This is a genomic window from Allosphingosinicella deserti (assembly GCF_003012735.1).
Classification (GTDB): Bacteria; Pseudomonadota; Alphaproteobacteria; order Sphingomonadales; family Sphingomonadaceae; genus Allosphingosinicella; species Allosphingosinicella deserti.
Genome location: NZ_PXYI01000005.1, coordinates 21,607 through 45,148, shown reverse-complemented (window position 1 = coordinate 45,148; position 23,542 = coordinate 21,607). Strand labels below are relative to the sequence as shown.

At 66.5% G+C, this 23,542-nt stretch carries 21 protein-coding genes; 11 read left to right on the top strand and 10 right to left on the bottom strand.

All coding sequences use genetic code 11. The features are described from left to right. Window positions 1-83: 83 nt before the first annotated feature. From C7I55_RS15705 to C7I55_RS28195, 4 genes are all read left to right on the top strand, one after another. Window positions 84-2,465 (top strand): glycoside hydrolase family 2 TIM barrel-domain containing protein, encoded by a 2,382-nt coding sequence (locus C7I55_RS15705; protein ID WP_106513965.1) that lies wholly within the window; start codon window positions 84-86, stop codon window positions 2,463-2,465. Between the two features lie 244 nt (window positions 2,466-2,709). Beyond that, window positions 2,710-3,159, top strand: coding sequence for a DUF2231 domain-containing protein (locus C7I55_RS15700; RefSeq protein ID WP_106513964.1), 450 nt, complete (start codon window positions 2,710-2,712; stop codon window positions 3,157-3,159). An 11-nt stretch (window positions 3,160-3,170) separates the two neighbouring features. Next, a complete protein-coding gene (locus tag C7I55_RS15695) occupies window positions 3,171-4,469 on the top strand; it encodes a PQQ-dependent sugar dehydrogenase (protein ID WP_106514300.1) in 1,299 nt (432 codons plus the stop codon). A gap of 147 nt (window positions 4,470-4,616) precedes the next feature. After that, window positions 4,617-4,784: a hypothetical protein gene (locus C7I55_RS28195; RefSeq protein ID WP_158266445.1), complete on the top strand. Its 168-nt coding sequence runs from the start codon at window positions 4,617-4,619 to the stop codon at window positions 4,782-4,784. A 76-nt stretch (window positions 4,785-4,860) separates the two neighbouring features. On the opposite strand, the gene C7I55_RS15690 is transcribed toward C7I55_RS28195, so the two are convergent. Together C7I55_RS15690 and C7I55_RS15685 are read right to left on the bottom strand one after the other, a co-directional pair. Further along, entirely contained in the window at window positions 4,861-5,874 is a 1,014-nt protein-coding gene (locus tag C7I55_RS15690) for a glycosyltransferase family 4 protein (protein WP_106513963.1), read from the bottom strand. Continuing rightward, window positions 5,874-6,758 carry a UDP-2,3-diacylglucosamine diphosphatase gene (locus C7I55_RS15685; RefSeq protein ID WP_106513962.1) on the bottom strand — a complete coding sequence of 295 codons (885 nt, stop codon included), beginning with the start codon at window positions 6,756-6,758 and terminating at the stop codon, window positions 5,874-5,876. The genes C7I55_RS15690 and C7I55_RS15685 overlap by 1 nt, the downstream gene beginning before the upstream one ends. A 306-nt stretch (window positions 6,759-7,064) precedes the next feature. Here C7I55_RS15685 and C7I55_RS15680 point away from each other — a divergent pair, with 306 nt between their 5' ends. The 3 genes from C7I55_RS15680 to C7I55_RS15670 all read left to right on the top strand — a co-directional run bounded on the left by C7I55_RS15680 (window position 7,065) and on the right by C7I55_RS15670 (window position 11,021). Beyond that, complete coding sequence (locus C7I55_RS15680) at window positions 7,065-7,448, top strand: hypothetical protein (RefSeq protein ID WP_106513961.1); 384 nt, start codon at window positions 7,065-7,067, stop codon at window positions 7,446-7,448. A gap of 202 nt (window positions 7,449-7,650) precedes the next feature. Then, window positions 7,651-10,242 carry a TonB-dependent receptor gene (locus tag C7I55_RS15675; protein WP_106513960.1) on the top strand — a complete coding sequence of 864 codons (2,592 nt, stop codon included), beginning with the start codon at window positions 7,651-7,653 and terminating at the stop codon, window positions 10,240-10,242. Then, window positions 10,242-11,021 carry a hypothetical protein gene (locus tag C7I55_RS15670; RefSeq protein WP_106513959.1) on the top strand — a complete coding sequence of 260 codons (780 nt, stop codon included), beginning with the start codon at window positions 10,242-10,244 and terminating at the stop codon, window positions 11,019-11,021. The genes C7I55_RS15675 and C7I55_RS15670 overlap by 1 nt, the downstream gene beginning before the upstream one ends. Window positions 11,022-11,160: 139 nt before the next feature. On the opposite strand, the gene C7I55_RS15665 is transcribed toward C7I55_RS15670, so the two are convergent. The 3 genes from C7I55_RS15665 to C7I55_RS15655 all read right to left on the bottom strand — a co-directional run bounded on the left by C7I55_RS15665 (window position 11,161) and on the right by C7I55_RS15655 (window position 15,083). Further along, on the bottom strand, window positions 11,161-13,092 hold the full coding sequence (locus C7I55_RS15665; protein ID WP_106513958.1) for a CocE/NonD family hydrolase: 1,932 nt from the start codon (window positions 13,090-13,092) through the stop codon (window positions 11,161-11,163). 305 nt (window positions 13,093-13,397) lie between these two features. Then, window positions 13,398-14,084 (bottom strand): alpha/beta fold hydrolase, encoded by a 687-nt coding sequence (locus tag C7I55_RS15660; protein ID WP_233222238.1) that lies wholly within the window; start codon window positions 14,082-14,084, stop codon window positions 13,398-13,400. Between the two features lie 48 nt (window positions 14,085-14,132). Beyond that, complete coding sequence (locus tag C7I55_RS15655) at window positions 14,133-15,083, bottom strand: NAD-dependent epimerase/dehydratase family protein (RefSeq protein WP_106513956.1); 951 nt, start codon at window positions 15,081-15,083, stop codon at window positions 14,133-14,135. Window positions 15,084-15,165: 82 nt separating this feature from the next. Between C7I55_RS15655 and C7I55_RS15650 the strand changes: the two genes are divergently transcribed. Then, window positions 15,166-16,065, top strand: coding sequence for a LysR family transcriptional regulator (locus C7I55_RS15650; RefSeq protein ID WP_233222237.1), 900 nt, complete (start codon window positions 15,166-15,168; stop codon window positions 16,063-16,065). Then, window positions 16,062-17,609, top strand: coding sequence for a sodium:solute symporter (locus tag C7I55_RS15645; RefSeq protein ID WP_106513955.1), 1,548 nt, complete (start codon window positions 16,062-16,064; stop codon window positions 17,607-17,609). The genes C7I55_RS15650 and C7I55_RS15645 overlap by 4 nt, the downstream gene beginning before the upstream one ends. Window positions 17,610-17,611: 2 nt before the next feature. Here the strand turns inward: C7I55_RS15645 and C7I55_RS15640 are convergent, their stop codons facing one another. The 3 genes from C7I55_RS15640 to C7I55_RS15630 form a co-directional block, all read right to left on the bottom strand. After that, window positions 17,612-18,397 carry a DODA-type extradiol aromatic ring-opening family dioxygenase gene (locus C7I55_RS15640; protein WP_106513954.1) on the bottom strand — a complete coding sequence of 262 codons (786 nt, stop codon included), beginning with the start codon at window positions 18,395-18,397 and terminating at the stop codon, window positions 17,612-17,614. A 61-nt stretch (window positions 18,398-18,458) separates the two neighbouring features. Continuing rightward, complete coding sequence (locus tag C7I55_RS15635; protein WP_106513953.1) at window positions 18,459-18,950, bottom strand: PIN domain-containing protein; 492 nt, start codon at window positions 18,948-18,950, stop codon at window positions 18,459-18,461. Beyond that, on the bottom strand, window positions 18,950-19,204 hold the full coding sequence (locus C7I55_RS15630) for a type II toxin-antitoxin system Phd/YefM family antitoxin (RefSeq protein ID WP_106513952.1): 255 nt from the start codon (window positions 19,202-19,204) through the stop codon (window positions 18,950-18,952). The genes C7I55_RS15635 and C7I55_RS15630 overlap by 1 nt, the downstream gene beginning before the upstream one ends. A 229-nt stretch (window positions 19,205-19,433) precedes the next feature. On the opposite strand from C7I55_RS15630, the gene C7I55_RS15625 reads away from it, so the two are divergent. After that, window positions 19,434-20,810 carry a cation:proton antiporter gene (locus tag C7I55_RS15625; RefSeq protein WP_106513951.1) on the top strand — a complete coding sequence of 459 codons (1,377 nt, stop codon included), beginning with the start codon at window positions 19,434-19,436 and terminating at the stop codon, window positions 20,808-20,810. Window positions 20,811-20,862: 52 nt separating this feature from the next. Here C7I55_RS15625 and C7I55_RS15620 read toward each other — a convergent pair whose 3' ends face one another. Then, a complete protein-coding gene (locus tag C7I55_RS15620) occupies window positions 20,863-22,416 on the bottom strand; it encodes a tryptophan halogenase family protein (RefSeq protein WP_106513950.1) in 1,554 nt (517 codons plus the stop codon). Between the two features lie 92 nt (window positions 22,417-22,508). Between C7I55_RS15620 and C7I55_RS15615 the strand changes: the two genes are divergently transcribed. Continuing rightward, complete coding sequence (locus C7I55_RS15615) at window positions 22,509-23,219, top strand: HPP family protein (RefSeq protein ID WP_332888427.1); 711 nt, start codon at window positions 22,509-22,511, stop codon at window positions 23,217-23,219. Here C7I55_RS15615 and C7I55_RS28515 read toward each other — a convergent pair. Continuing rightward, on the bottom strand, window positions 23,216-23,383 hold the full coding sequence (locus C7I55_RS28515; protein ID WP_199192848.1) for a hypothetical protein: 168 nt from the start codon (window positions 23,381-23,383) through the stop codon (window positions 23,216-23,218). The genes C7I55_RS15615 and C7I55_RS28515 overlap by 4 nt on opposite strands. Window positions 23,384-23,542 lie beyond the last annotated feature (159 nt).

Genomic DNA, 23,542 nt, shown 5'->3' with positions numbered 1-23,542 from the left:
CGTCCAACGAAGATCGGAGAGGCATTTACATTGTGGGATGATGTTCTACAAGTTGGGACAAAGCAGAGCCGGGAGAGCAGAGCATGCTGGCACGACGTGCGGTGATGGTCCTTGCAGCCTTGATCGGCGCTGGCGCGCAGGCAGCGGCGCGCGACGTGGTCGAGCTCGACGGAGGCTGGCGCTTCTTTCAGGGCGATCCGGAGCGGGCCGAGGCGGTCGACTTCGATGCCTCGGGATGGTCCCGGGTCAGCATTCCGCACGATTGGCAGATTGCCGGCCCGATCCGCGAGGATGCGGCAGCCGGGGGGGCGGGCGGCTATTTCCCGACTGGGATCGCCTGGTACCGCCGCGACCTCGACGTCCGCCCCGCACCCGGGCGACGCTGGTTCGTCGAGCTGGACGGGGTGATGGAGCGCGGCGGCGTGTGGGTGAACGGCCATCATGTCGGCTATCGACCCTATGGCTATGTGAGCGCCCGTTACGAGATCACGCAATTGCTGAAGGCCGAAGGACGCAACGTGCTGGCGGTGCGGGCCGATACGTCGCACGCGCCCTCTTCGCGCTGGTATGCCGGCGGCGGCCTCTATCGGAAGGTGCGGCTGATCTCGACCGGCGCGGCCACCATCCCGCTCGGCGGCGTCTTCGTCACCACGCCCGAGATAAGCGCCGACGCCGCGACCGTGCGGATCGAAACCGAGGTCGAGCATGCGCGGGGAACACCTGCCGCACCGGTCCGCCTCGAAGCGATTTTGATCGGGCCGAACGGCCGGGAGGCGGCACGAACCACCTCGGAGCCGGTCGCCCTCGCCGAGGGGCGCACAGCCACCCTCCGCACCGAGGTGAAGATCGCGCGTCCGCGGCTTTGGGACCTCGATCGTCCCGATCTCTACCGCGCCCGTCTGCGCGTGCTCGGCGCCGACGGCGCGGCACTCGACAGTCAGGAGGTGCCGTTTGGCGTCCGCAAGGCGGAGTTCCGCGCCGACAGCGGCTTCTGGCTCAACGGCCGCAACGTGAAGCTGAAGGGCGTGGCGGTGCACGAAGATGGCGGCGCCGTGGGCATGGCGGTGCCGCTCGCCGTGTGGCGCCAGCGGCTGACCCGGCTGAAGGCGATGGGCGTCAATGCCATCCGCACCGCCCACAATCCGCCCGCACCGGGCTTCCTCGATCTCACCGACGAACTCGGGCTGGTGGTGATGGACGAAGCGTTCGACCAGTGGAACGTCGCCAAGAACCCGGGCGACTACCACCTCTTCTTCGGCGACTGGCACGTCCAGGACGCCCACGACATCGTCGCGCGCGACCGCAATCATCCGAGCATCGTCCTGTGGAGCGCCGGCAACGAAATCCACGACACCGCCTTCCCGGTCCAGGCCAAGGCCGCGCTCAAGAGCCTGCTCGACGTCATCCACCGCACCGATCCGAGCCGGCCGGTCACCCAGGGCCTGTTCCGCCCCAATGTGACCGGCGACTATGCGAACGGGCTTGCCGACATGCTCGATGTCGTCGGCCAGAATTATCGCGAGACCGAACTCATCCAGGCCCACAAGGACGATCCGACGCGGATCATCGTCGGAACCGAGAACAGCCACGCCCGAACCTCCTGGCTCGCGGTGCGCGACTTCAAACCCTATTCGGGCATGTTCCTGTGGACCGGTGTCGACTATCTCGGCGAAGCCGATCGCCGCGGCTGGCCGAACATCGACAATCCTGCCGGCCTGCTCGACCGCACCGGGGCGCCCCGCATCCGCGGCCTCGAACGCGAGAGCTGGTGGTCGGAGACGCCCGTGATCCACGTCGTCCGCAACGCCGCGCCCGAAGCGCCGCCCGCTCCGAACGACGGTGCCGGACCGACCTTGCCTATGCCGGTGACCGTCGCCGTCGCGACCCCGGCAGCGCGGCCGCAGATCTTCGCCGACTGGACACCCTCGGACCTTTCGCCTCACCCGGAGACGATCGAGGTCTACAGCAACTGCCCGTCGGTCCGTGTCACCCTCAACGGCCGCGATCTCGGCATCCAGACCTTGCCCGCCGACGCCGCCCCCCGGCGCTGGCCGGTGACGTTCGCCCCGGGAACGGTAACCGCCAGCTGCATCGGCAGCAAAGCGAAGGCAACGCTGCGGACTGCGGGCGCTCCGGCGCGCGTGGTGCTGGAGCCCGAGACCAAGCAGGTCGGCTCCGATTTCGACGATCTCGCCTTTGTCCGCGCCAGGATCGCCGATGCCAAGGGCGTGACGGTGCCGGGCTCTGCGCTGCTGCTCACCTTCAGCGTCGAGGGCGCGGGCCGCCTGGTTGCGGTCGACAATGCCTCCAGCGTCGATCACACACCGTTCACTTCGCCGACCCGTGCGGCGCTGGACGGCAATGCGGTGGCGCTGGTGCGCGGCGCGGGCGCGGGGCAGATGCGAATCCGGGTCGAGGCACCAGGGCTCAAGGGGGACGTGGTCGAGCTCGAAAGCCGGCCCTGAGGCCTTTCTGGCTCCACGCCCAGGCCCAACTCCGCTCGGGCTGAGTTCCTCGCAGGCGGCTCTTCGACAAACACGCCATTGAAGGAGAAGGCTTCGACCGCTCAGCCCGAGCGGGCGCAACAGAGCCGGCGAAGACGTCCCTACTGCCGTCCACCCGCTTTGTACCGTAGCGGGCGCGGGACGGAACAATGGCGGCGGCTTCGGGTAATAGATGCGCCTTCGAAATCAAAATGAGTCCGCCCGAATGGACAACCCGCCTCCCCAGTCGACCGCCCGCCTGTTCGGCCATCCGCTTCACCCGATGCTGATCCCGTTCCCGATGGTATGCTTCATCGGCGCGCTCGCCACCGACATTGCCTATTGGCGAACCGCGACCTTGTTCTGGATCAACATGGGAAGCTGGCTGCTGGCGGCCGGGCTGCTGTTCGGAGTGCTCGCCGCCGCGACCGGAATGATCGATTATGCCGCGAACAAGCGGATTCGCGCGCTCCGCCCGGCGACCCCGCACATGCTGATCAACGTTACCGTGATGGTGCTCGAGACAATCAATGTCTTCGTCCACAATCGCGACGGCTGGACCGCGGTGGTGCCGACCGGGTTGATCCTTTCGACGGTCTCGGTGCTGCTGCTCGGGGTCAGCGCCTGGCTGGGCGGCTCACTCGTCTACAAGCATGGCGTCGGAGTACGGCCGTGAAGCGCCTTTTGATGGCCGGTTCGGCCCTCCTCGCGCTCGCCGGTTGCGGCGAGCAGACGATCGATCCACAAAGCCAGCTCGGACCCAATCCGCAGCTGCCCGAGCCGCGCCAGGCGCTGCTGCCGGCGATGCGCATCGCCGAAGTTGTCGGCTGGAAGCAGGGCGAAACGCCCACCGTCGCCGGCGGCCTCGCAATCCGCCAGGTGGCAACCGGCCTCTCCAATCCGCGCAACGTGCTGGGGCTTCCCAACGGCGACATCCTCGTCGTCGAATCCCGCAAGGAGGGCGCCGAGCCGGTGACCCGGCCGAAGAGCATCATCGTCGGCCTGGTCATGTCGAAGGCGCATGGCGACAAGGGCAAGCCGCCGCCGAGCAATCGCGTTACCCTGCTGCGGGACACTGATGGTGACGGCACGCCCGAGCTCAAGACGATTTTGCTGGAAGGGCTGAACGCGCCCTTTGGCATCGTCTTCGCCGACAATGCGCTTTACGTCGCCAACACCGACGCGATCGTCCGCTACCCGTTCACGCCCGGCCAGACCCGGATCACCGCTCCCGGTCAGGTGCTCACCGAGCTGCCAGCCGGTGAGATCAACCATCATTGGACGAAGAGCCTGACAGCCAGCGCGGACGGATCTCTGCTCTATGTCGGCATCGGATCGAACAGCAATGCGATGGAGAATGGTGCCGACGCCGAGCAGGACAGGGCGATGATCTGGGAGGTCGATCGGGCAACCGGCCGCCACCGTGTCTATGCCACCGGCCTGCGCAATCCCAATGGCCTGACCGTCTATCCGGGCTCCAACACCTTGTGGGCGGTGATCAACGAGCGCGACGAGCTCGGCCCCGATCTGGTGCCCGATTACCTGACGTCGGTGCGGCCGGGCGCCTTTTACGGCTGGCCCTATTCGTATTACGGCAGCCATCTCGATCCGCGCGTGAAGCCGCAACGCCCGGATCTCGTCGCGCGCGCCGTGTCGCCGGATTATTCGCTCGGCTCGCACGTCGCGCCGCTCGGCCTCGCCTTCGGCGCAGGAGGCAGCCTCGGCGACACGTTCCGCGGCGGGGCCTTCGTCGGCGAGCACGGCAGCTGGAACCGCGATCATTATGCCGGCTACAAGGTGGTGTTCGTCCCCTTCCAGGCCGGACGCCCGGCCGGCAAGCCGCAGGATGTCGTGACCGGTTTCCTGAACGCCGACGGACAGGCGCGCGGCCGTCCGGTGGGCCTTGCGCTCGACCGGACTGGCGCCCTGCTGATCGCGGACGATGTCGGGAACAGCGTGTGGCGGGTGACTGCGTCGGGGCGGTAGAGCTGGCGTTTGCTAAGGAGAGGGCCACGACGGCTCAACTCGAACGGGATCTTGGCAGGCGCTGGATGCTCATCGCGGCAGCCTCGTGTCGTGAAAGCGCAACATCGGGGATGTAAACCGGCGTGACGGCAGCCGGAGTAGCGCTCGATGCGTCCCAAGGACATCACAGCAGGCATATTCGAGATTGCGATGCTGACGATGACGCTGCTGCTGTTCATCATCTTCGCCGTCGCCGCCATCGGTTTCGGGCGCCTGCGTCCGGGCGAGACCATCGTTGCGCCGGCCGTCGAAACGAAGCTGCGCTCACGGCCGTGAACAGCGTGCGGGCCGCCTGAGGCGCCCCGAAGCTTGGCGCTCCTCAGGAAAAGCTGAGTCTGGCACGCGCCACCGGTTACCGCGCGAAGGTCAACGGCTCCAATGCGTCGAGGAACTGGGCGGCGCTCGCCTCCCAGCTGAAGCCTCGGCCATATGCGGCGCAGGTCGCGCGATCGCGGCCGACGGCCGCGGCAATCGCCGCGTCGAGGTCCTCGCGCAACGCTCCGACACTTTCGACGACGATGTCGGCCGGGCCGGGCACCGGAAAAGCGGCCACGGGTGTGCCGCAGGCGAGCGCTTCGATCATCACCAGCCCGAACGTGTCGGTGCGGCTCGGAAAGACGAGAACGTCGGCCGCGGCATAGGCGGAGGCGAGTTCGGCGCCGTGCAGCGCGCCGAGGAACGCGACCTCCGGATGGCGGCGTTTGAGCACACGCAGCTGCGGACCATCGCCGACCACGATCTTGCTTCCAGGATGCCGCGCCCGGAGGAAGACTTCGATATTCTTCTCGACCGCGACGCGGCCGACATGAAGGAGGATTGGTCCGGGCAGCCGCGCCATCCGCGGATGCGGAGGCGCATCCGGATGGAAGCAGGCCAGATCGACGCCGCGGCTCCACAAGCGGGTGCGGGCTAGTCCCTGCGCATTGAGTTGCGCCGCGACCGTCGCCGTCGACACCAGGATTGCGGAGGACGGCCGGTGGAAGCGGCGAATGTAGGGCCAGAAGGATCCCGCCGGCAGGCGGGTTCGGCGGGCGAGATAATCCGGGAACTGGGTATGATAGGCGGTGGTGAACGGGAAGCCGCGTCGAAGGCACCAGCGCCGCGCGGCAAGGCCGAGTGGCCCCTCGGTGGCGATGTGAATCGCATCCGGCGCGAATGCCTCAAGCCGGGCTCCCACTACGGACGGCCGCACGATCGCCAATCTGATTTCCTTGTAGCTCGGACACGGCACCGATCGGAACAGATCGGGCGAGATCAGGGCGACCACGTGCCCGGCGGCTTCCAGCACCCGTCGGGTCGCCTGCAGAGTGCGGACGACTCCGTTGATTTGCGGCGTCCATGCGTCGGTGACGATCAGGATCCGCATCAGGCGGCGGCCTTCAGCCCCGGTTCCTGGATGCGGGCAGCGATCTCGTCGGCCCAGTGGAGAATCTCCATGCGTCCGTCATCATGCTCGACAAGCGCGGTGCAGCTCTCCACCCAATCGCCGTCATTGTAATAGGTGATACCGCCGAATTCGCGCGTTTCGGCGGTGTGGATGTGGCCGCAGACGACGCCGTCGACCTGCTGGACCGCGGCGGCATGGGCAACCGTCTCCTCAAACCGCGAGATGAAGGCGACAGCGTCCTTGACCTTGTGCTTGGCGTGCTTCGACAGCGACCAGTAAGGCAGGTCGAAACGCCGGCGCACCGCGTTCACGACGACGTTCATCTTCAACAGGAAGGTGTAGGCAGCGTCGCCTAGGAAGGCGAGCCAGCGGTGCGCCATCACGACGGCATCGAACTCGTCGCCGTGAAGCACCAGCAGGCGGCGCCCGTCGGCTGTGACATGGACGGCGCGGCGGCGGATCTGCACGCCGCCGAAGCTGGTGCCGGCGAACTGGCGGAACATCTGGTCGTGATTGCCGGGCACGTAGATCACCTCGGTGCCGCGCTTCGCCCGCTTCATCACCCGGCGGACGATCGCATTGTGCCGCTCGGGCCAGTAGAAGCGCTTCTTCAGCCGCCAGCCGTCGATGATGTCGCCGACCAGATAGAGCTTGTCGCTGTCGACATGGTCGAGGAAGTCGATCAGCAGCCGGTCGTTGCAGCCGCGGGTGCCGAGATGGACATCGGAGATCCAGATCGTGCGATAGCGCCGCCGCGGCGCACCGGAGGGGCCGACATGCTTGTCGACCTTGGACAGACGCTTGCGAACCTCCTCCGTTCGCACCGGCCGCACCAATGGATCGTCACGATCACGAGGCTGCATCTGAAATCCCCTCTGCGCGTCGACGCCCTTATCGGGGGAAATTATGACAAATCGAATCGCAGCGACGCGGACGCCGAGGCGGGACGCAGGCGCCGCAGCGATTCGGGCCATCCAGCGCCGCTCGTCACCCGGACGGCTGCGAAAAGTGCGATTGCGTACCGTAGAGTCACCGGGTTGTCTCTGGCGGAGACGGCTTCCCACCGCGTCAAGAGTACAAAGGGTTGATTTTCGCGGCCAAATCACCAATTGGGACTTGCCGTGCACCTCCTCCTCGCACGGTGCGTCCCCAACAGCCGATAGGCAGACATGGCCATTCTTACTTGCCCGCCCGATTTCGCGGATCACGCCCCTGTTAAGACCAACCGGCAACTTGCCGAAAAATATGGGGTCGGCGAAAAAACCATCACGCGATGGCGCAAGGAGACCGGCTGTACCGCCACGATCCGCCCGTTCGCCAGCGCCGCGCTTCCCAAGCAGCACGTGCCGTCGATCAGCCCTGGCGTCGCCAGCGAGGCTGCGCAGTTCCTGCGCAAGACCTATCGCCCGGTCTATCACCGGATCATCGAGGGCAAGGAATTCCGCGGCCAGTATGTTGTCGGAACCCAGGTCCTGACCGAGGAAGAGGTCGTAAGCCTCGCCGAGGAAAAGGGCTTCCAGCGCTACAACCGCCTGTTCGACATCGCCAGCTGAGCGCGGTACGCCGGTGGGACCCGTCCCGCCGGCATGCCCCTTGCTGAAATGTCCGATCTGCCTGCCCGGTGCGGTTCTCCGCCCCGGGCAGCGCCCGTTCGTACGGCGTCTCCGCGGGTCCGTCATCGATCCTTCACGCCGCCGTCGCAGCAGCGTCATCCGCCCTCGCTAGGTCCCTCCCGAACGGACGCGGGGACCCAATATGCGGATCGAATTTCTTGTCGGCACAGCCCTCGCGGCGCTCGGCGCGGCGCCGGCATTCGCACAGGTTGAAGAGATCGCGCCGGCCTCCGAGGACGCGATCGTCGTCACCGGCCAGCGAGCCCAGCTCGAGCGCTCGATCGCATTCAAGCGGGACGCACTCGGTATCACCGATGTCGCCGCAGCCGATGAGATCGGCCAATTGCCGGACCGCAACGTCGCCGAAGTGATCGAGCGGCTGCCCGGGGTCGGCGTGCAATATGATCAGGGCGAAGGCCGCTATGTGGCTGTGCGCGGTGTTCCCTCGGACCTCAATTCCTACACGGTCAACGGCTTCGAGATCGGCAATCCCGACGGCAACACGCGGCGCCTGCCGCTCGACGTGATTTCCGGACAGCTGCTCAACCGGGTCGAGGTCTCGAAGCTCAAGACCGCCGACCAGGAAGGCCAGGGCATCGGCGCAACGATCAACCTCGTCACGCAGACCGCGTTCGATTTCCGCGAGCCCTTCTCGATCCAGGCCAACGTCCAGGCGGGCTATCAGGAGCTCAACGACAAGGTGCCGGTCCGTGGCGATGTCAGCGTCGGCGGCCGATTCGGCGTCGACCAGCAATTCGGGCTTCTGCTCGGCGGCAGCTATTCCAGGCGCGACTTCCAGAGCTTCGGCCTCTATCCCGACGACTGGGCGCTGGTCGCAGGCGCCGCCCGCGATGGGCTGCCGATCAACCTCAAATATACCGATTACCGGCTGGAGCGGGAGCGGATCGGCGCGACCGGATCGTTCGACTGGCGGCCGAGCGACGATCACCAATTCCACATCCGCGGCATCTACAGCCGCTTCACCGAAGACGAGTATCGGCAGCGCTACCGGCTCGATTTCGCCGATGGCGGCCAAGCGCTGATCGACAGCGGCGCGTTGGTGCTGGCGCCGAACGGCCTTGCCGGCACCTCCACCGCGACGGCCCAGCGATCGGACCTGCGGCTCGAATATAAGGAGAAGTCGGTGCTCGCCGGGATGATTGGCGGTACAAGCCGGTTCGGCGACTGGACGATCGACTATGGCGCGGCCCGCATCCACAACGAAGTGATCGAGCCGAACCAGCTCTGGCAGTTCCGCAACGTCAGCCCGGTCGGCCCGGTCGATTTCGACTTCAGCGAGAAGATGTTCACCGCGATGCCTCGGACGGCAGTCGGAGCATCCAACCTCCAGTTCCGCCAGTATAGCGAGCAGGACGAGCGCGGCGAGGAGGACATCTGGGCCTTCCGCCTCGACGCCAGGCGCGAGCTCGGCCTGGGGCGCGACAGCTTCGTCCGGTTCGGCGCCAAATACCGGACCACCGACAAGAGTTTCGACGTCGCCAACGAGATCTACAATCGCGGATCGGCGGCAAATCGCTTCACCCTTGCCGGTGCGGGCCTCGCGGGCCCCGCCGCGGAAGTGCGCGTCGGCAACGGCAGGACATATCTGATCGATCCGACCATCGATGCCGACCTGATCCGCGCTTACACCGAGGGCAAGCTCGGATCGGCGCTGTTCGTCCGCGATGCCGCGACCAGCCTGGTCAATGCGACCGTCTCCGATCTTGATCTGAGCGAGGACGTGCTCGCGGGGTACGCGGTGGCGAACCTCGATTTCGGGACGGTAGCGGTGACCGCAGGCGTGCGGGTCGAGCATACAAAGCTCGACATCGCCGGCTTCCAGCTTGCCGGCGCCGCAAGCGTGCTGCCGGTCGCCCAGAAGAACGACTATACCAACGTGCTGCCGAGCCTCATCGTGCGGATCACGCCGGCCAACGACGTGATCGTCCGCGCCGGCTACAGCCGCAGCCTCGGCCGGCCGAGCTATGCCAGCCTCTCGCCCGGCGGCCAGATCACGCCCGAGGGCGACGAGGCGGACGTGTCGCTCGGCAATCCAGCGCTCCGCCCCTATGTCGCGGACTCGCTCGATCTCGTCGGCGAATATTATTTCGCGCAAGGCGCCCTGCTCAGCCTCGGAGCATTCGCCAAGTTCATCAAGAACCCGATCTTCAGCGCCACCTCCCAGATCGGGAATGGCAGCATCGGCGGCGCCGACTATGTCCGGATCAGCGTCACCCAGCCGCAAAATGGCGAGAGCGCCGACATCGTCGGCCTGGAAGCCGCCTATCAGCAGCAATTCACGTTCCTGCCTGGCCTTCTCTCCGGCCTCGGCGTCAATCTCAACCTGACGCTGATCGACTCCACCCTGCGCATTCCGGCCGCCGGCGAGGGCACCGGCCGCACGACCGGCTTCCCTGAACAATCCGATCTGCTGTGGGGCGCGCAGCTCTTCTACCAGAAAGGACCGGTCGAAGCCTCGCTCGCCTATCATCATACCGGACGGGCGCTGATCGCGGCCGATGCGGATCCGCTTGTCGATCAGTATAATGACGATCTCCGCCGCCTCGACGCCAAAGCGAGCTTCGCCGTGACCGATCGCATCACCCTGTTCGTGGAAGGCCAGAACCTCACCGACGAGCCGACCCGCCAGTATCAGGGCGGCCGGCGCGACTGGGTGATCCAGAACGAACGCTACGGCCGCACCTTCTGGGCCGGCATCTCGGCGCATTTCTGATGCTGGCAATGTTCACCGCGCTGCTGCTGGCGCCCGCGATGTTGCCGCCGGCGCAGGAAGTATCGCGGATCGCGGCCGAGGAGGCACGCCAGGGCGTCGCCGCGGATGCGCGCCATGTCTATGCCATCGCCAATTCCGAGATCGGCAAATATGATCGGCGCACCGGCAAGCGCGTCGCCCAGTGGCGCGGCGATCCAGCCCAGTTCATCCACATGAACAGCTGCACGATCGCGGCAAGGGCACTGGTGTGCGCCGCGTCCAACTATCCCGACGTGCCGATGGCGAGCTCGGTCGAATGGTTCGATCTCGCCAGCCTCGAACATGTCCGCAGCCGCAGTCTCGGCCCGGGCCGCGGCTCGCTCACCTGGCTGGAATGGCATGACGGCAGCTGGTGGGCGTGCTTCGCCAATTACGGCAACAAGGGCGCCGACACGGGCCGCGACCATCGCGCGACCACCCTCGTTCGCTTCGACCGGCATTTCGTCGAACAGGGCGCCTGGCTGTTCCCGAAAAGCGTGCTGGAACGGTTCGCCCCCTATAGTTCATCGGGCGGGGCATGGGGCAAGGACGGCCTGCTCTACGTCACCGGCCACGATCGCCCCGAAATATACGTCCTGCGGCTGCCCGAGGCGGGCTCTCGGCTCGAACATGTCGCGACGATCCCGATCCCGACGCCAGGCCAGGCGATCCAGTGGGATCGGTCGGATCCGACCCTGCTGTGGTCGCTGGACCGCGGCCGCAAGGAATTGGTAGCAAGCCGCGTCGACGGTCGAGAGTGAGGGTCGGACATCCACGACACCGTTCGGGCTGAGCGTGTCGAAGCCTTCTCCTTGATCTTGGGCAAGGAGGGAGAAGGACTGGGCTTCGACAGGCTCGGCGAACGGGCGTCGGCGCCAGGATGACCGATGCCCTACCCTCCTACTTCACCATCGCCGCGCTCTGATCGACGGGGACCACCGGCAGCCAGATCGCGCTTGCCGCGCTGCCGCCCCGTGCGAGGGTGATCGTCGCCTTGCGGTAGTCCTCCTGTTTGGCGAGGAAGATGTTTGGCACATAGCTTTGCGGGCTGCGGTCGTAGACCGGGAACAGGGTCGACTGCACCTGGATCATGATCCGGTGGCCGGGCTGGAAGACATGGTTCACCGTCGGGAGCCGGAAGCGATAGCGCTGGACCTTGCCGGCCGGGATCGGGCTCGGTTTCTCGAAGCTGTCGCGATAGCGCCCGCGGAAGATGTCGAGGCTGATCGGCAGCTGGTATCCGCCCATCTTCGGGTCGGTCGCGACCTCGTCCGGATAGACGTCGATCACCTTGACGACGAAATCGCCGTCGGTGCCGCTGGTCTTGGCGAACAACTCCGCGATCGGCGCCCCGGAGACTCGGACCGGCGCGGTCAGCACCTCGGTCTGGTAGGTCATCACGTCGGGGCGGCCGTCGGCGAAGCGCTGGTCGGCGACCAGATATTCGCCCCAGCGCCCGTCTCCGAAATTCACCGGCCGCGGCAGATGCGGAACCGGCTTGGCCGGATCGGAGACGTAGCTGTCCTCGCCCGCTTTGGCCTTGTCGAAGCCGAGGGCGCCGTCCGCCTGAAGGTAGATCGGCTTGAGCGGCGCCTGACATCCCTGCTCGCAGGCGAGCGGCCAGGTGCTCAGGCGATCCCACTTGTTCTCGCCGGTATTGTAGATCGTCGCCGCCGGCATCGGCGCGGGCGGACCGTCCTTCAGATACTGGTTGAAGAAGGGCAGCACCATCTGCTCGCGAAACTGGGCAGCGGTATCGCCTTCCCATTGAAACACCCCGAGGGAGCGGCCGTCGCGATTGACCTGGCTGTGCCGCCACGGGCCCATGACGAGGAAGTTGTTGCCGGTCTTGCCCTTGGCCTTGAGGGCCTCCCAGGTGATGATCGCGCCGTACATGTCCTCCTGATCCCAGAGGCCCTGCTCCCACAGGGTCGGCACGTCGGAGGGATTGGCGGCGACCAGCTTGTCGAGCGCCTGACCCTGCCAGAAGGCGTCGTAGGACGGATGGTCGACCATGCGCTGCCAAAAGGGCAGCTGATCGTAGCCGGACTTTTTCGCCCAGGCACCGGCCGAGCCGATCCGGCGGAAATTGTCGTAATCGTCATAACCGCCCGTCGGCGGTGCCTTGCCTTCACCCTTGTAGCCGGTCTGCGCGCCAAGCCAGGCGATGTTGGCGAGCCGGAAGGCGCCGTAATGGAACCAGTCGTCGCCCATCCAGCCGTCGATCATCGGGCTTTCCGGTGCGGCGACCTTGAGAGCCGGATGCGGCTTGAGCAGCGCGTTCACTACCGTGAACCCCTCGTAGGAGGAGCCGATCATGCCGACGCGGCCGTTCGACTCCGGCAAATTGGCCTTGTTGACCAGCCACTCGATCGTGTCCCAGGCGTCGGTGACATGATCCACCTCCGTCGTGTTGAGGGGCCCGATCACCGGCCGAGTGACGACATAGTCACCCTCCGAGCCATATTTGCCCCGGATATCCTGATAGACCCGGATGTAGCCCGCCTTGACGAACATCTCGTCGGCCAGCGGCAGGGTGGAGAGGATGCTGGGACTGTCCATCCGCTTGGCGCGGCCTGCGGCATTGTAGGGCGTGCGGGTGAGCACGATCGGCGCGCCGGTGAGCCCCTTGGGGAAGACGATGACAGTGAATAACTTCGTCCCGTCGCGCATCGGGATCATCACTTCGCGCTTCACATAATCGCGATTCTCGGTCGGCGGCGTAAACTTGGCGGGGATATCCCCGCCCACCGGAGCCGAGCCGGCGTCCTGCGCGGAAGCGGTTGCGGTGGTGAGCGCAAGGGAGGCAAGCAGGACCAGCTTCAAAGTCATCGGGGGCTCCGCAAGAGAGGATGCGGCAGCCTAGGCGGGGTGGGTTGCGCCGCGCAACCTGGAGGCCGCCGGAGCTCCACCAATCCAGCGCATACCCCCAGCTTTCCAGACTCTCCCAGTTGCATCACGTCGTGCTGATGCGGCGTCGCCTGGGAGGCGCAGATGGCCTTTTGGATGGGGTTCCTGGTCGGCGCAGCGGTAGTCTCGTCGGTTTTGCCCGCTTGCTGTCCCACCGCAGCCGCAAAGGGGGCTGAGCAAATATCGGAGCAGGGTGTCGAAGACGTGTTCCGCTGACGCGCGAAAGCTCAGCGAAGGAGCCATGCGCGCAGCAAAGCGCTTGTTTCCTCCGGTGCTTCAAGCGCGGGCAAATGGCCGCATTGGGTGAACAGGTGGAAGGTCGACCCCGCAATCGCAGCGTGAATTTCGCGAGAGTGACCGGGCGGCGTCAGCAGATCGGCGTCGCCGACGGCAACGATCGTCGGCACGCGGATCGCCGGCAGCCCGGGACGGCTGTCCGGCCGATCGAGGATTGCCTGCTGCTGGCGGAGGAAGGCTTCGCCGCCGACGCGCTTGGCCATCGCCTTCACCCTCTCACCGATTTCGGTGCCGATCCGGCTCGGGTGGATGAGCTGCGGCAGCAGGCATGACGTGACCCCCGCGAACCGCCCGAGCTTCAGCGATTCGATGCCGCGCCGCCGTGCTTCGATGCGCGCCGGATCGTCCGCCGCCGCGCTGGTCGAGAACAAGGCCCGCCGCTTGACCCGCTCCGGCGCCTGGCGCAGGATCTCGAAGGCGACGTAGCCGCCCATCGACAGGCCGGCGAGCGAGAAGACCGGCGGCGCGGCGGCGAGAACCCGGGCGGCCATCGCCTCGATGCTGTCGTCCAGAGCAAGATCCGGGACGATCGCCGCAGCGACATCGGCAAGGTCGCGGACCTGCGCGCGCCACAAGGTCGCATCGCACAGCAGGCCCGGAAGCAGGATCAGGGGCACCAGCATCGCGCCACGAGAGCATCGGCGCAGCGCAGGCGCAAGCGGCGATCAGGCGGGGCGCACGTCCAATCCTGCCAACGTCGCTCGCACCGCGTCGGCGAGCGGGGTCCGCGGCTCGGCGCCGAGCGCCTGGATCAGCGCCGTGTTGTCGAGACGAACCGGATGCTCCCAGTATGCGCGCATCTCGATGAGTTCGCGCATCGTCTCGTTGAACGGGGCCGCGAGCCGAAGCAGCAACCATGGGAATGGCTTCACGCGGAGGTCCGGTCGGCCGAGCGCAGCGGCGATGGTTCCCACCATCCTGGTGCCGTCCGGATCCCAGTGGCCCTCAAGATGGAAGCGCGCAAAGGCCGGAAGCGTCGCCTCGATCGCGGCGATCCGAGCGAATGTCTCGGCGACGTCCGGAAGATAGGCCCAGGCATGACCGATGCCGCGGCGGCCGGGATAGCCGATTGCACGTGCCGGCCGGCCCGGCGTCACCAGCGCCTGCGAGAACCAGCTGTTGCCGGCATCGGCACCGAAAAAGTCACCGGCGCGCAGGATCGCCGAGCGCACCCCATCGGCCGCCGCAAGCTCCAGTCGCCGCTCCAGCGAGACCCGGATCGCCCCCTTGCGCGTGGCAGGGTGCTGCGGCGACTCCGGCCGGAGCACCGGCCAGGCGTCGGGCCCGTAATTGTAGATCGTTCCCGGCAGCAGGATGCGGGCGCCCGAAGCACGCGCAGCGGCGATCGTGTTGTCGATCATCGGCAGGACCAGCCTTGCCCAGCCGCGATAGCCTGGCGGGTTGACGGCATGGACGATGATCTGTGCCCCATCGGCGGCGCGAACGATCGAGGCACCCTCCATCGCATCGCCTTCGATCCAATCGAATGCCGCATCCGTGCCTGCGCGGCGGGCAAGGGCGCGCACCCGCCAGCCGTGGCGGGCCAGTGCACGCGCGGTTTCGCTGCCGATGCCCCCGCGGGCGCCCACGACCAGAGCCACTTTCGATTCGTCCATGTCCGTTCTCCTTCTGAAGGAGAGATGGACGCCGACGACCATGATGAAAATTGCCATGGAGTGCCAGGCAGCCTAACACAGAATGATGAGCGCGAACGGAAGCACGGATTGGGAGCTGCATCGTAACTTCCTCGCCGTGCTGCGCACCGGCAGTCTCAGCGCCGCCGCGCGCAGCCTCGGCCTCGTCCATCCCACCGTGCGGCGCCGGATCGAGGAGCTCGAGGCGCAGCTCGGCACCGCTCTATTCACCCGCGCGCCAAGCGGCTTGATTCCGACCGCGACGGCATTGCGCCTGCGCAGCCATGCCGAAGCGATGGAGCTCGCCGCCGCCGCCTTTGCCCGCGCGGCAGCCGACGACCAGGCGATCGCCGGGCCGGTGCGAGTCACCGCGAGCGAGGTGATCAGTGTCGAGGTGTTGCCATCAATTCTCGCCTCCCTCCGCACTGCGCATCCGGCGCTCGCGCTCGAGCTCTCCGCCAGCAACCGCAATGAGGATCTGCTTCGGCTGGAGGCCGACATCGCCATCCGGATGGTTCCGCCGAGCCAAGGAGCGCTCGTCGCCCGGCAGATCGGCACGATCGCGCTTGGCCTGTTCGCCCGCCATAACCTGGTGCGAGACTTGCCCGAAAGCTTCGAGGCGGTGGTGGCGCGCGGCCTGATCGGCGTCGAGCAGGACAATGCCGTGGTGCGCGCGATGCGCACGGCCGGGCTCCCGATCCGGCTTCAGGACTTCGCCGTGCGCAGCGACAGCGATCTCGTCCAGCTCGCGGCCATTCGGGCTGGGCTCGGCATCGGGATCTGCCAGGTTCGACTGGGCGAGCGCGATCCGGCTCTGGTGCGAATCCTGCCGGACCTGTTCGACTTCGCGCTGGATTGCTGGGTCGTGATGCACGAGGATCTGCGATCGGTGGCGCGCGTCCGCATCGTTTTCGACCGGCTCGTAGCCGGGCTGCTCGCTTACGTTCGAGGGGATTCGATGTGACCGGCGGCTTCACCGCGCTCGATTGGTCGATCGTCGGCGGCTACGTGCTGCTGCTCGCCCTCGCCGGCCTGCTCTCGACCCGCCGGCAACGCGACGCCGACGACTATTTCCTGGCCGGGCACAGGGTTCCGATCTGGCTGGTGGCGGTGTCCGTGCTCTCGACCACGCAATCGGCAGCGACCTTCCTCGGCGCCCCCGATTATTCCTACCGCGGCGACTACACCTATCTGGCCAGTTATGCGGGGCCGCTGCTTGCCGCCTGGCTTATCTCGCGCTGGCTGATCCCGCGCCTCTACGCGCTCCGCGTCACCACCGTCTACGAACTGCTGCGCCACCGCTTCGATGCCAAAGCGATGCGGGCGGCGGCCGGCATGTATCTGATCGGCCGTATCCTTGCGAGCGGCGCCCGCCTGTATCTGGCTGCGATCGCCGTCGCGATGATCATTTTCGGCGAGGTCGATGCCGGCAATATCTTCCTCGCGTCGCTGGCGCTGGTCGTCGTCGGTCTTGCCTTCACCTTCCTGGGCGGGCTCGAATCGATCGTCTGGACCGATCTCGTCCAGGTCCTGCTCTACACCGGTGCCGCGCTCGTCGTTCTGGCGCTGCTGCGGACTGCGATCCCGGCCAGCAATGCCGAGATCCTCGCCGCCCTGACAACGTCCGCGGAGGGCGGCAGCAAGCTTCGACTGATCGACTGGTCGCTCGATGCGAGCGCGCCCTTTTCGGTGGTCGCGACCCTCACCGGCATCACCCTGCTGTTCTTCGCGAGCATGGGGCTCGACCAGGACACCACCCAGCGTCTACTCGCCTGCCGCGACGCCCGCGAGGGCAGTCGCGCCCTGTATCTGTCGGTGCTGTCGGCAATCCCGGTGGTGCTGCTGTTCATGGCGATCGGTTCGCTGCTCTACATATTCTATGGCCGCCCCGATCTGATGGGGCGCAGCGCGGTCGCCGCCGGCGAGTTCGAAGGCGAGACCATCACCATCTTCATGCACTATATCCTGACCGAACTGCCTGCGGGCGTGCGCGGCTTCGTTGCCGTCGGCATCCTTGCCGCCGCAGCGGTCAATTCGGGCCTGATCTCGATGGCATCGGTGCTGATCGAGGATTTCTACCGGCCCTGGATCACGAGGAGGCAGGACTTGCCGGCCTCGCATTTCGTGGCAGCCGGCCGGCTCGGGATGGTCGCGCTCGGGTTCGCTCTGCTCGGGATGTCCGTGCTCTGCTATCATTGGCAGCATTATTCCGACACGCCGCTGCTGACCTTCGCGCTGGCCGTGATGTCGTTCGCCTATTCCGGCCTGCTCGGCGTGTTCTTCACCGCCTTGTTCACCCGGCGCGGATCTTCGGCCTCGGTCGTGGCAGCGCTGATCACCGGCTTCGTGACGATCCTGCTGATGCAGCCTTATGTGGTGGACGTGATCGGACTCCCGGCGGGCTGGAAGGCACTCGCCTTTCCGTACCAGCTCTGTCTCGGCACTGCGGTCGCGTTCGCGACCTGTTGCGCGGCAAGGGGCATCAACCGGGAACTCGGACCCTCTTGAGCTCAGTCGAAGCGGAAGCCACTGATCGCCGTCTCGAGAACCCGTTCGCCATAGACGCGGGCACCGGGACGCTCGGAGGTTCCTGCCGCGACCATCAGCGGAAGCAGATGCTCCTCCCGCGGGTGGGACAGGCGCCCGGCCGGCGCCTCGGCCCAGGCAGCGAGCGCCGCGGCACGAGCGTCGCCGGGCAGGGCCACGGCGCCGGCGAGCCAGGCATCGAACGCTTCGGAAGCCGCCGTGAAGCGCGGATCGCCGTAAGCCCGCATGTTGTGGAAGCTCATGCCGGACCCGAGAATCAGCACCCCTTCGTCGCGCAACGCCGCAAGCGCCCGCCCGGCCTGGATGTGTAGCGTCGGATCGAGGCGGCGATCTACCGACATTTCGACCATCGGAATGGAGGCCTGAGGGAAGGCGACCATCATCGGCACGAACACGCCGTGATCGAGCCCGCGCTGCGAATCCACGGTCGCCTCAAGGCCGGCCGAGCGCAACAGACCGGCCGCCCGGGCGGCGAATTCCGGCGCACCGGGGACGTCGTAGCGTAGTGCGTAGGTATGCGGCGGGAAGCCGTGATAATCGTAGATCAGGCCCGGCTGCGCGGCGCCGGTGAAGGCAAAGCCCTCCGTCTCCCAATGGCCCGACACGACGATGATCGCGGTTGGCAGAGCCGGCAAGGTCTGCGGCAGAGCCCGCAGGAATTCGGCCATGCCGGTCCATTGCCCCGAGGGATCGTCCATGAAGAAGCATGGGCCGCCGCCATGCGGGATGAAGAAGGCGCTCTGGGTCATTCCTGCTATTTAGGGATGCACGCCAGGGTAAGGAACGGGCGTCGCCGATCGCACCGGAGGGTCAGGTTCGGACGAAAAGATTCTTGAGCCAGAGCGGTCCGGCGCGCCCAGCCTCCTGCCAATCGGCATCATCCTCGAACGCATCGGGCTCGTAGTTCAGGGGATCGAGGAGTTTCACGCGGCTGCCCTTGAAGACCGCGGCCCGACCGGTGACGAGGGTCAGGCCATGTTCCAGAGCCGTCGCGGCGATGAGGGCATCGCGATCGTCGGCAAGCGCCAGCGGCGCGCGGCGCCGCGCCACCGCAGCGTCGACGGCGAGTATTCTGCCGGCGAACGCGGGCACGAGCTGAGTGTCGATCCACGCCCGCAGGGCCGCGCCCGAATGCTTGTCGGTCCGCATCAGCCGCACCACCGCGGACTGGAACTCCAGCAACGTGACCGCGGAGACGAACAGCTGCGCCCGGTCGATGCCGGCCGCCCAGGTTGCGAGGCCGGTGCCCGCTGCCTTTGCGCGTCGCAACTCGGCGACGATTTCGGTGTCGAGCAAATACATTAGCGGCGCGGCGCCCGGCGTGGCCAGCCGCCCGCCGCATGCCCCGGATCGGCGAGCGGAAGTTCGGGAGGGTCGGTCATCGCAAGCAGATCGACGATCGACTCTGCATGGCCGGAAAGACGCCGATAGGCATCGATGCTGAGCAGCACATGGGTCGGGCGGCCGCGGTCGGTGATGAACACCGGCGCGAGCCGCGAATCACGCTTGGCCCGGCTGACATCCTGGTTGAATTCGCGGCTGCTCAGCACCTTCATCCGCCACTCCGATCGCCTTGCCGCGCGCCCCCTATGCGACGAACGGATGTAGGTACCTACCTACAATGTAGCGGTCTCGCAACAGATTGCCCTCACCATTTCGAAAACTGGCACCGCCCCTCGCAATGCGGTCATTTTCGAGTTGCGCGGACCGGCCTGGAAAGGCTGCTTCGTGCGCGACGCCGCGCAACGGCTGGTGCACATCAGGATTCCTTGGGAGGGGGACCGAATGATTTCCGACTATCTCGACATGCTCGGCGATGCCGTGGGCGACATCCTCAATCCGCATGGCCCAGCCGTCGCCGCGGCGTCGACCAGTTACGCTCCGGGCGACTTCAGCATCCACTTCTTCCTGCAGCTCGCCGTCATACTGGTCGCCTGCCGGGTCGTCGGCTGGCTCGGCAAGACGCTGCTCGGCCAACCCCAGGTGGTCGGCGAGATGATCGCCGGCGTCGTGCTCGGGCCATCGCTGCTCGGCCTGTTCTTTCCCGATCTGCAGGCTGCGATCTTCCCGAAGGAAACTCGCAACGTACTCTACACGGGGGCACAGCTCGGAGTCGGCCTTTACATGTTCCTGGTCGGCATCACGCTCGAAATCGACCATTTCAAGTCGAAGGCGCGCAGCGCGTTCGGCGTGTCGCTGGCGGGGATCGTGGTGCCGTTCCTGGTCGCCGCCGCGATTACGCCATTCCTGCTCAAGGTCCCCGGCCTGTTCGCGCCCGGTATCGCGCCGAGCAGTGCGACCCTGTTCATGGGCGCCTGCATTGCGCTGACCGCCTTTCCGATGCTGGCCCGGATCATCAACGAACGGGGCTTAGCGCGAACATCGCTCGGCACCCTTTCGCTGACCGCCGGGGCGTTCGACGATGCGGTATCCTGGTGCGTGCTTGCGGTCGTGCTCGCGACCTTTGGTGCCGGCCCGGGTGTCGCGGTGCTCGCGATCGTCGGCGGCGTCGGCTACGCCGCCTTCTTGATGCTGTTCGGCCGCAAGCTGCTCGCGCCGCTCGGTCGGGTAGTGGAGCGCACCGGTGAGATGAGCATGACCGTGCTCGCAATCACGATGACATTGTTCTGCCTGTCCGCCTTCTTCATGGACGCGATCGGCATTCACGCCATCTTCGGTGGCTTCATCCTCGGTGCCGTGATGCCGCGCGGCCTGTTCGCCGAGGAACTCAAGAAGAAGGTGGAGCCGCTCGCCGTCGTGCTGTTGCTGCCGATGTTCTTCACCTATTCGGGGCTCAACACCCGGATGGACATGGTCAACAGTGGAGAATTGCTGCTGATCGCGCTCGGCATCCTCGCCGCCTCGATCTTCGCAAAATTCGGCGCCTGCTATGCCGCGGCCCGCATCGCCGGCGAAGACAATCGCACGGCCCTTGGGATCGGCGCGCTGATGAACTCCCGCGGCCTGATGGAACTGATCATCATCAATATCGGCCTGCAGAAAGGCATCATCGGGCCGACCTTGTTCTCGATGCTGGTGCTGATGGCGATCGTCACCACCGTGATGGCCAGCCCGTTGTTCGAACTGGTCTATGGCAAGCAGGCGCGGGCATCGGGCGAACTGGACTCGCTCGATGCAAAGCTTGCGCCCAAACCTGCCTAGATCCCCAGGACGGATCCGTGCGGAGATGGGCAGCGAACGTCGACGTCGGACTTCAGAGCGCGAACGCCCGCTCCGGCTCCTCGTTGATCTGGTCGATCAGCGCGCGGTGGGACGGGAGGTCCTGGGTGGCGCGCTCGCCGAAGCTGCGGATGCGGGCGAAGATCCGGTCGGCGGCGCGGACGTTCGGGAAATCGCCGCGACCCGGCGACAGATCGGTCCGAAAGCCCATGCCGTAGAGGATGTACTGGTAGTTGAAAAAGGCGAAGCTCTCGAGATCGAGGATGAAATCGAACCGGCCGGGCGGACGATATCGCCATTGCTCGAGTAGCTCGCGCAGGCGCTCGGGGATCGAGGCTTCGTCGCGATTGTCGCGCCAGAACGGCTCGTCGCGCTGGCTGAGGCAGTAATGGAGCTTCAGGAAATTGATGATGTTGTCGTAGCGCGCGGCGATCAGCTGGTTGAACCGCCGGGCGGGTGCGTCGATCGGCCCGCTGTGGGGGAACAGCTCGGCGATCATCGTGATCGCCGCCTCGATCAGCACGACCCCGGTCGATTCCAGCGGCTCGAGGAAGCCGCCGGCGAGCCCCACCGCGACGCAATTTCCCACCCATTGCCGCTCGCGATAGCCCGGATCGAATGCGATCCGGCGAAACGGCAGATCGTCGGCCGCGGCACCCACATAGGCGCGGAGGATCTCGGCGGCGCGATCGTCGGAAAGGTGGTCGCTCGAATAGACGCAGCCGATTCCGCGCGCGCCGCGAAGGCCGATGTCCCACGTCCAGCCGGCCTCATGCGCCGTTGCGATCGTGTAGCTCTCCAGCGGCGTCGCGGTGCTTGCATAGGGGATCTTGCAGGTCAGAGCACGATTGGTGAACAGGATCGAGCGGATCGACTTCAGCGGTTCGCCCAGCGCGCGGCCGATCAGCTCGGCACGGAATCCGGTGCAATCGACATAGAGATCGGCTTCGAGGGGACCATGCTCGCGGGTGAGGACCCGCGCGATGCCGCGCTCGCCATCCGTCTCGACGCCTTCGAGCAGGTCTTCGATGTGGCGTACGCCGAGCTCGGCGGCGCGCCCGGCGAGCACGCGAGCAAGGCTCGCGGCGTCGAAATGGTAGGCGTAGTTGAGCGGCCCGGAAAAGTCGCTTTCGTCCGGGCGCTTCGGCGCACGCTTCGCCTCCGCAACCCGGTTCTGGATCGTCATGGCTTCCGCGAACGGGGGACGCGTAAGCTCGTCCTGCAGCAGCCAGTAGGGAACCAGCTCGGCGCCTTCGGCATAGAAAGGCGCTTCGAACGGATGAAAGAAATGATGGTGATCGTCGCCGTCGGGCGTGCGGGCCCAGTCGGTGAATCGTATCCCCTGCTTGAATGTCGCGGAGGTTTCTCGGATGAAGCGCGCCTCCTCGATCCCGAGGAACTTCAGCGTGTTCCGGATCGTGGGAAAGGTGCCTTCGCCGACCCCGATGATCCCGATCTCCGCCGATTCGAGCAGAGTGATTTCGACGTGCTTATTGTCCGGCAGACCCAGCGACCGCGCGAGATAGGCCGCAGCCAGCCAGCCCGCTGTGCCGCCGCCGACGATCAGGATCCTGCGTTTGCTGTCCATCGCTCCGGCATATCGCAGCCGATCCGGCGCGAACAGCCCGTGTCGCCTGGGTGCGGATCCGCCATGCCTATCCTGAGCGCACATCCCGCCTGATGTCCTTGCGCCTTCGCTCGATGCGGCTTTTCGTGCCGCTCCTCGCCGGTGCGCGCTGGTCGGATCGCCTGACCGCCTGCCTCGGTGCGCTGCTCGGCATCGCCGCGACCGCCGCCGCCTCGAGCCTGGCGCCGCATCCCGGCAGCTTCCCGTTCCTCGTGGCGCCGATGGGTGCCTCGGCGGTATTGCTGTTCGCGGTGCCGTCGTCGCCGATGGCGCAGCCGTGGCCGATCGTCGGCGGCAGCATCGTCTCGGCGCTCGTTGGAGTCACCATCGCCCGCCTGATCCCCGATCCGCAGCTGGCGCTCGGGCTTGGCGTCTCGCTCGCCATCCTGGCAATGTCGGCGCTGCGCTGCCTCCATCCACCCGGCGGCGCCTGCGCAATCCTTCCGATCCTCGCCGGCGGGAGCCCGGCCGCGACCGATTATGGTTTCGTCCTGCTTCCGGTCGGCCTCAATGCCCTGCTGCTGGTCGCGACGGGCCTGCTCTTCCACCGCTTCTCGGGCCATTCCTATCCGCACCGGCCGGTGCCGGTCGCCGGACACACGGTGATCGCGACCGCCAACGGCATTCTTCCCGAAGACGTCGACCGCGCACTGGAGGAGCTTGGGGAAACCTTCGACGTCGCCCGAGAGGATCTCGATCTGTTGTTTCGCGTCGCCGAGAAGCATGCGCTCGACCGCGCGCCCGGGTCCGGGCCTCGCGCCTAATCCTGCTGATTGGCGCGCTGCTCCGCCTCGTCGATCGCCGCGAGCAGATCTTCGAATTCGGAGACGTCGGTTAGCGGAATGGCGCGGCGAAATCCCGCCCCGAGCATCTCAAGATCGCGCTGCGTCAACAATCCTACGGCGACGATCTTGTCGGGGTTGGCCATTCGATGCTCCATTTATCGTCCGGCCCGTCAACGCGGGCACTCCGTCATTCGTGCCATTCGTTTCACGCGCGAATTACCCCGACGACGCCACGGCCCGCCGACACCCGCAGGAAAAGATGGAAATTCCGGGCGGAACGCCCTGCTCTCGCCTGCAAGGCC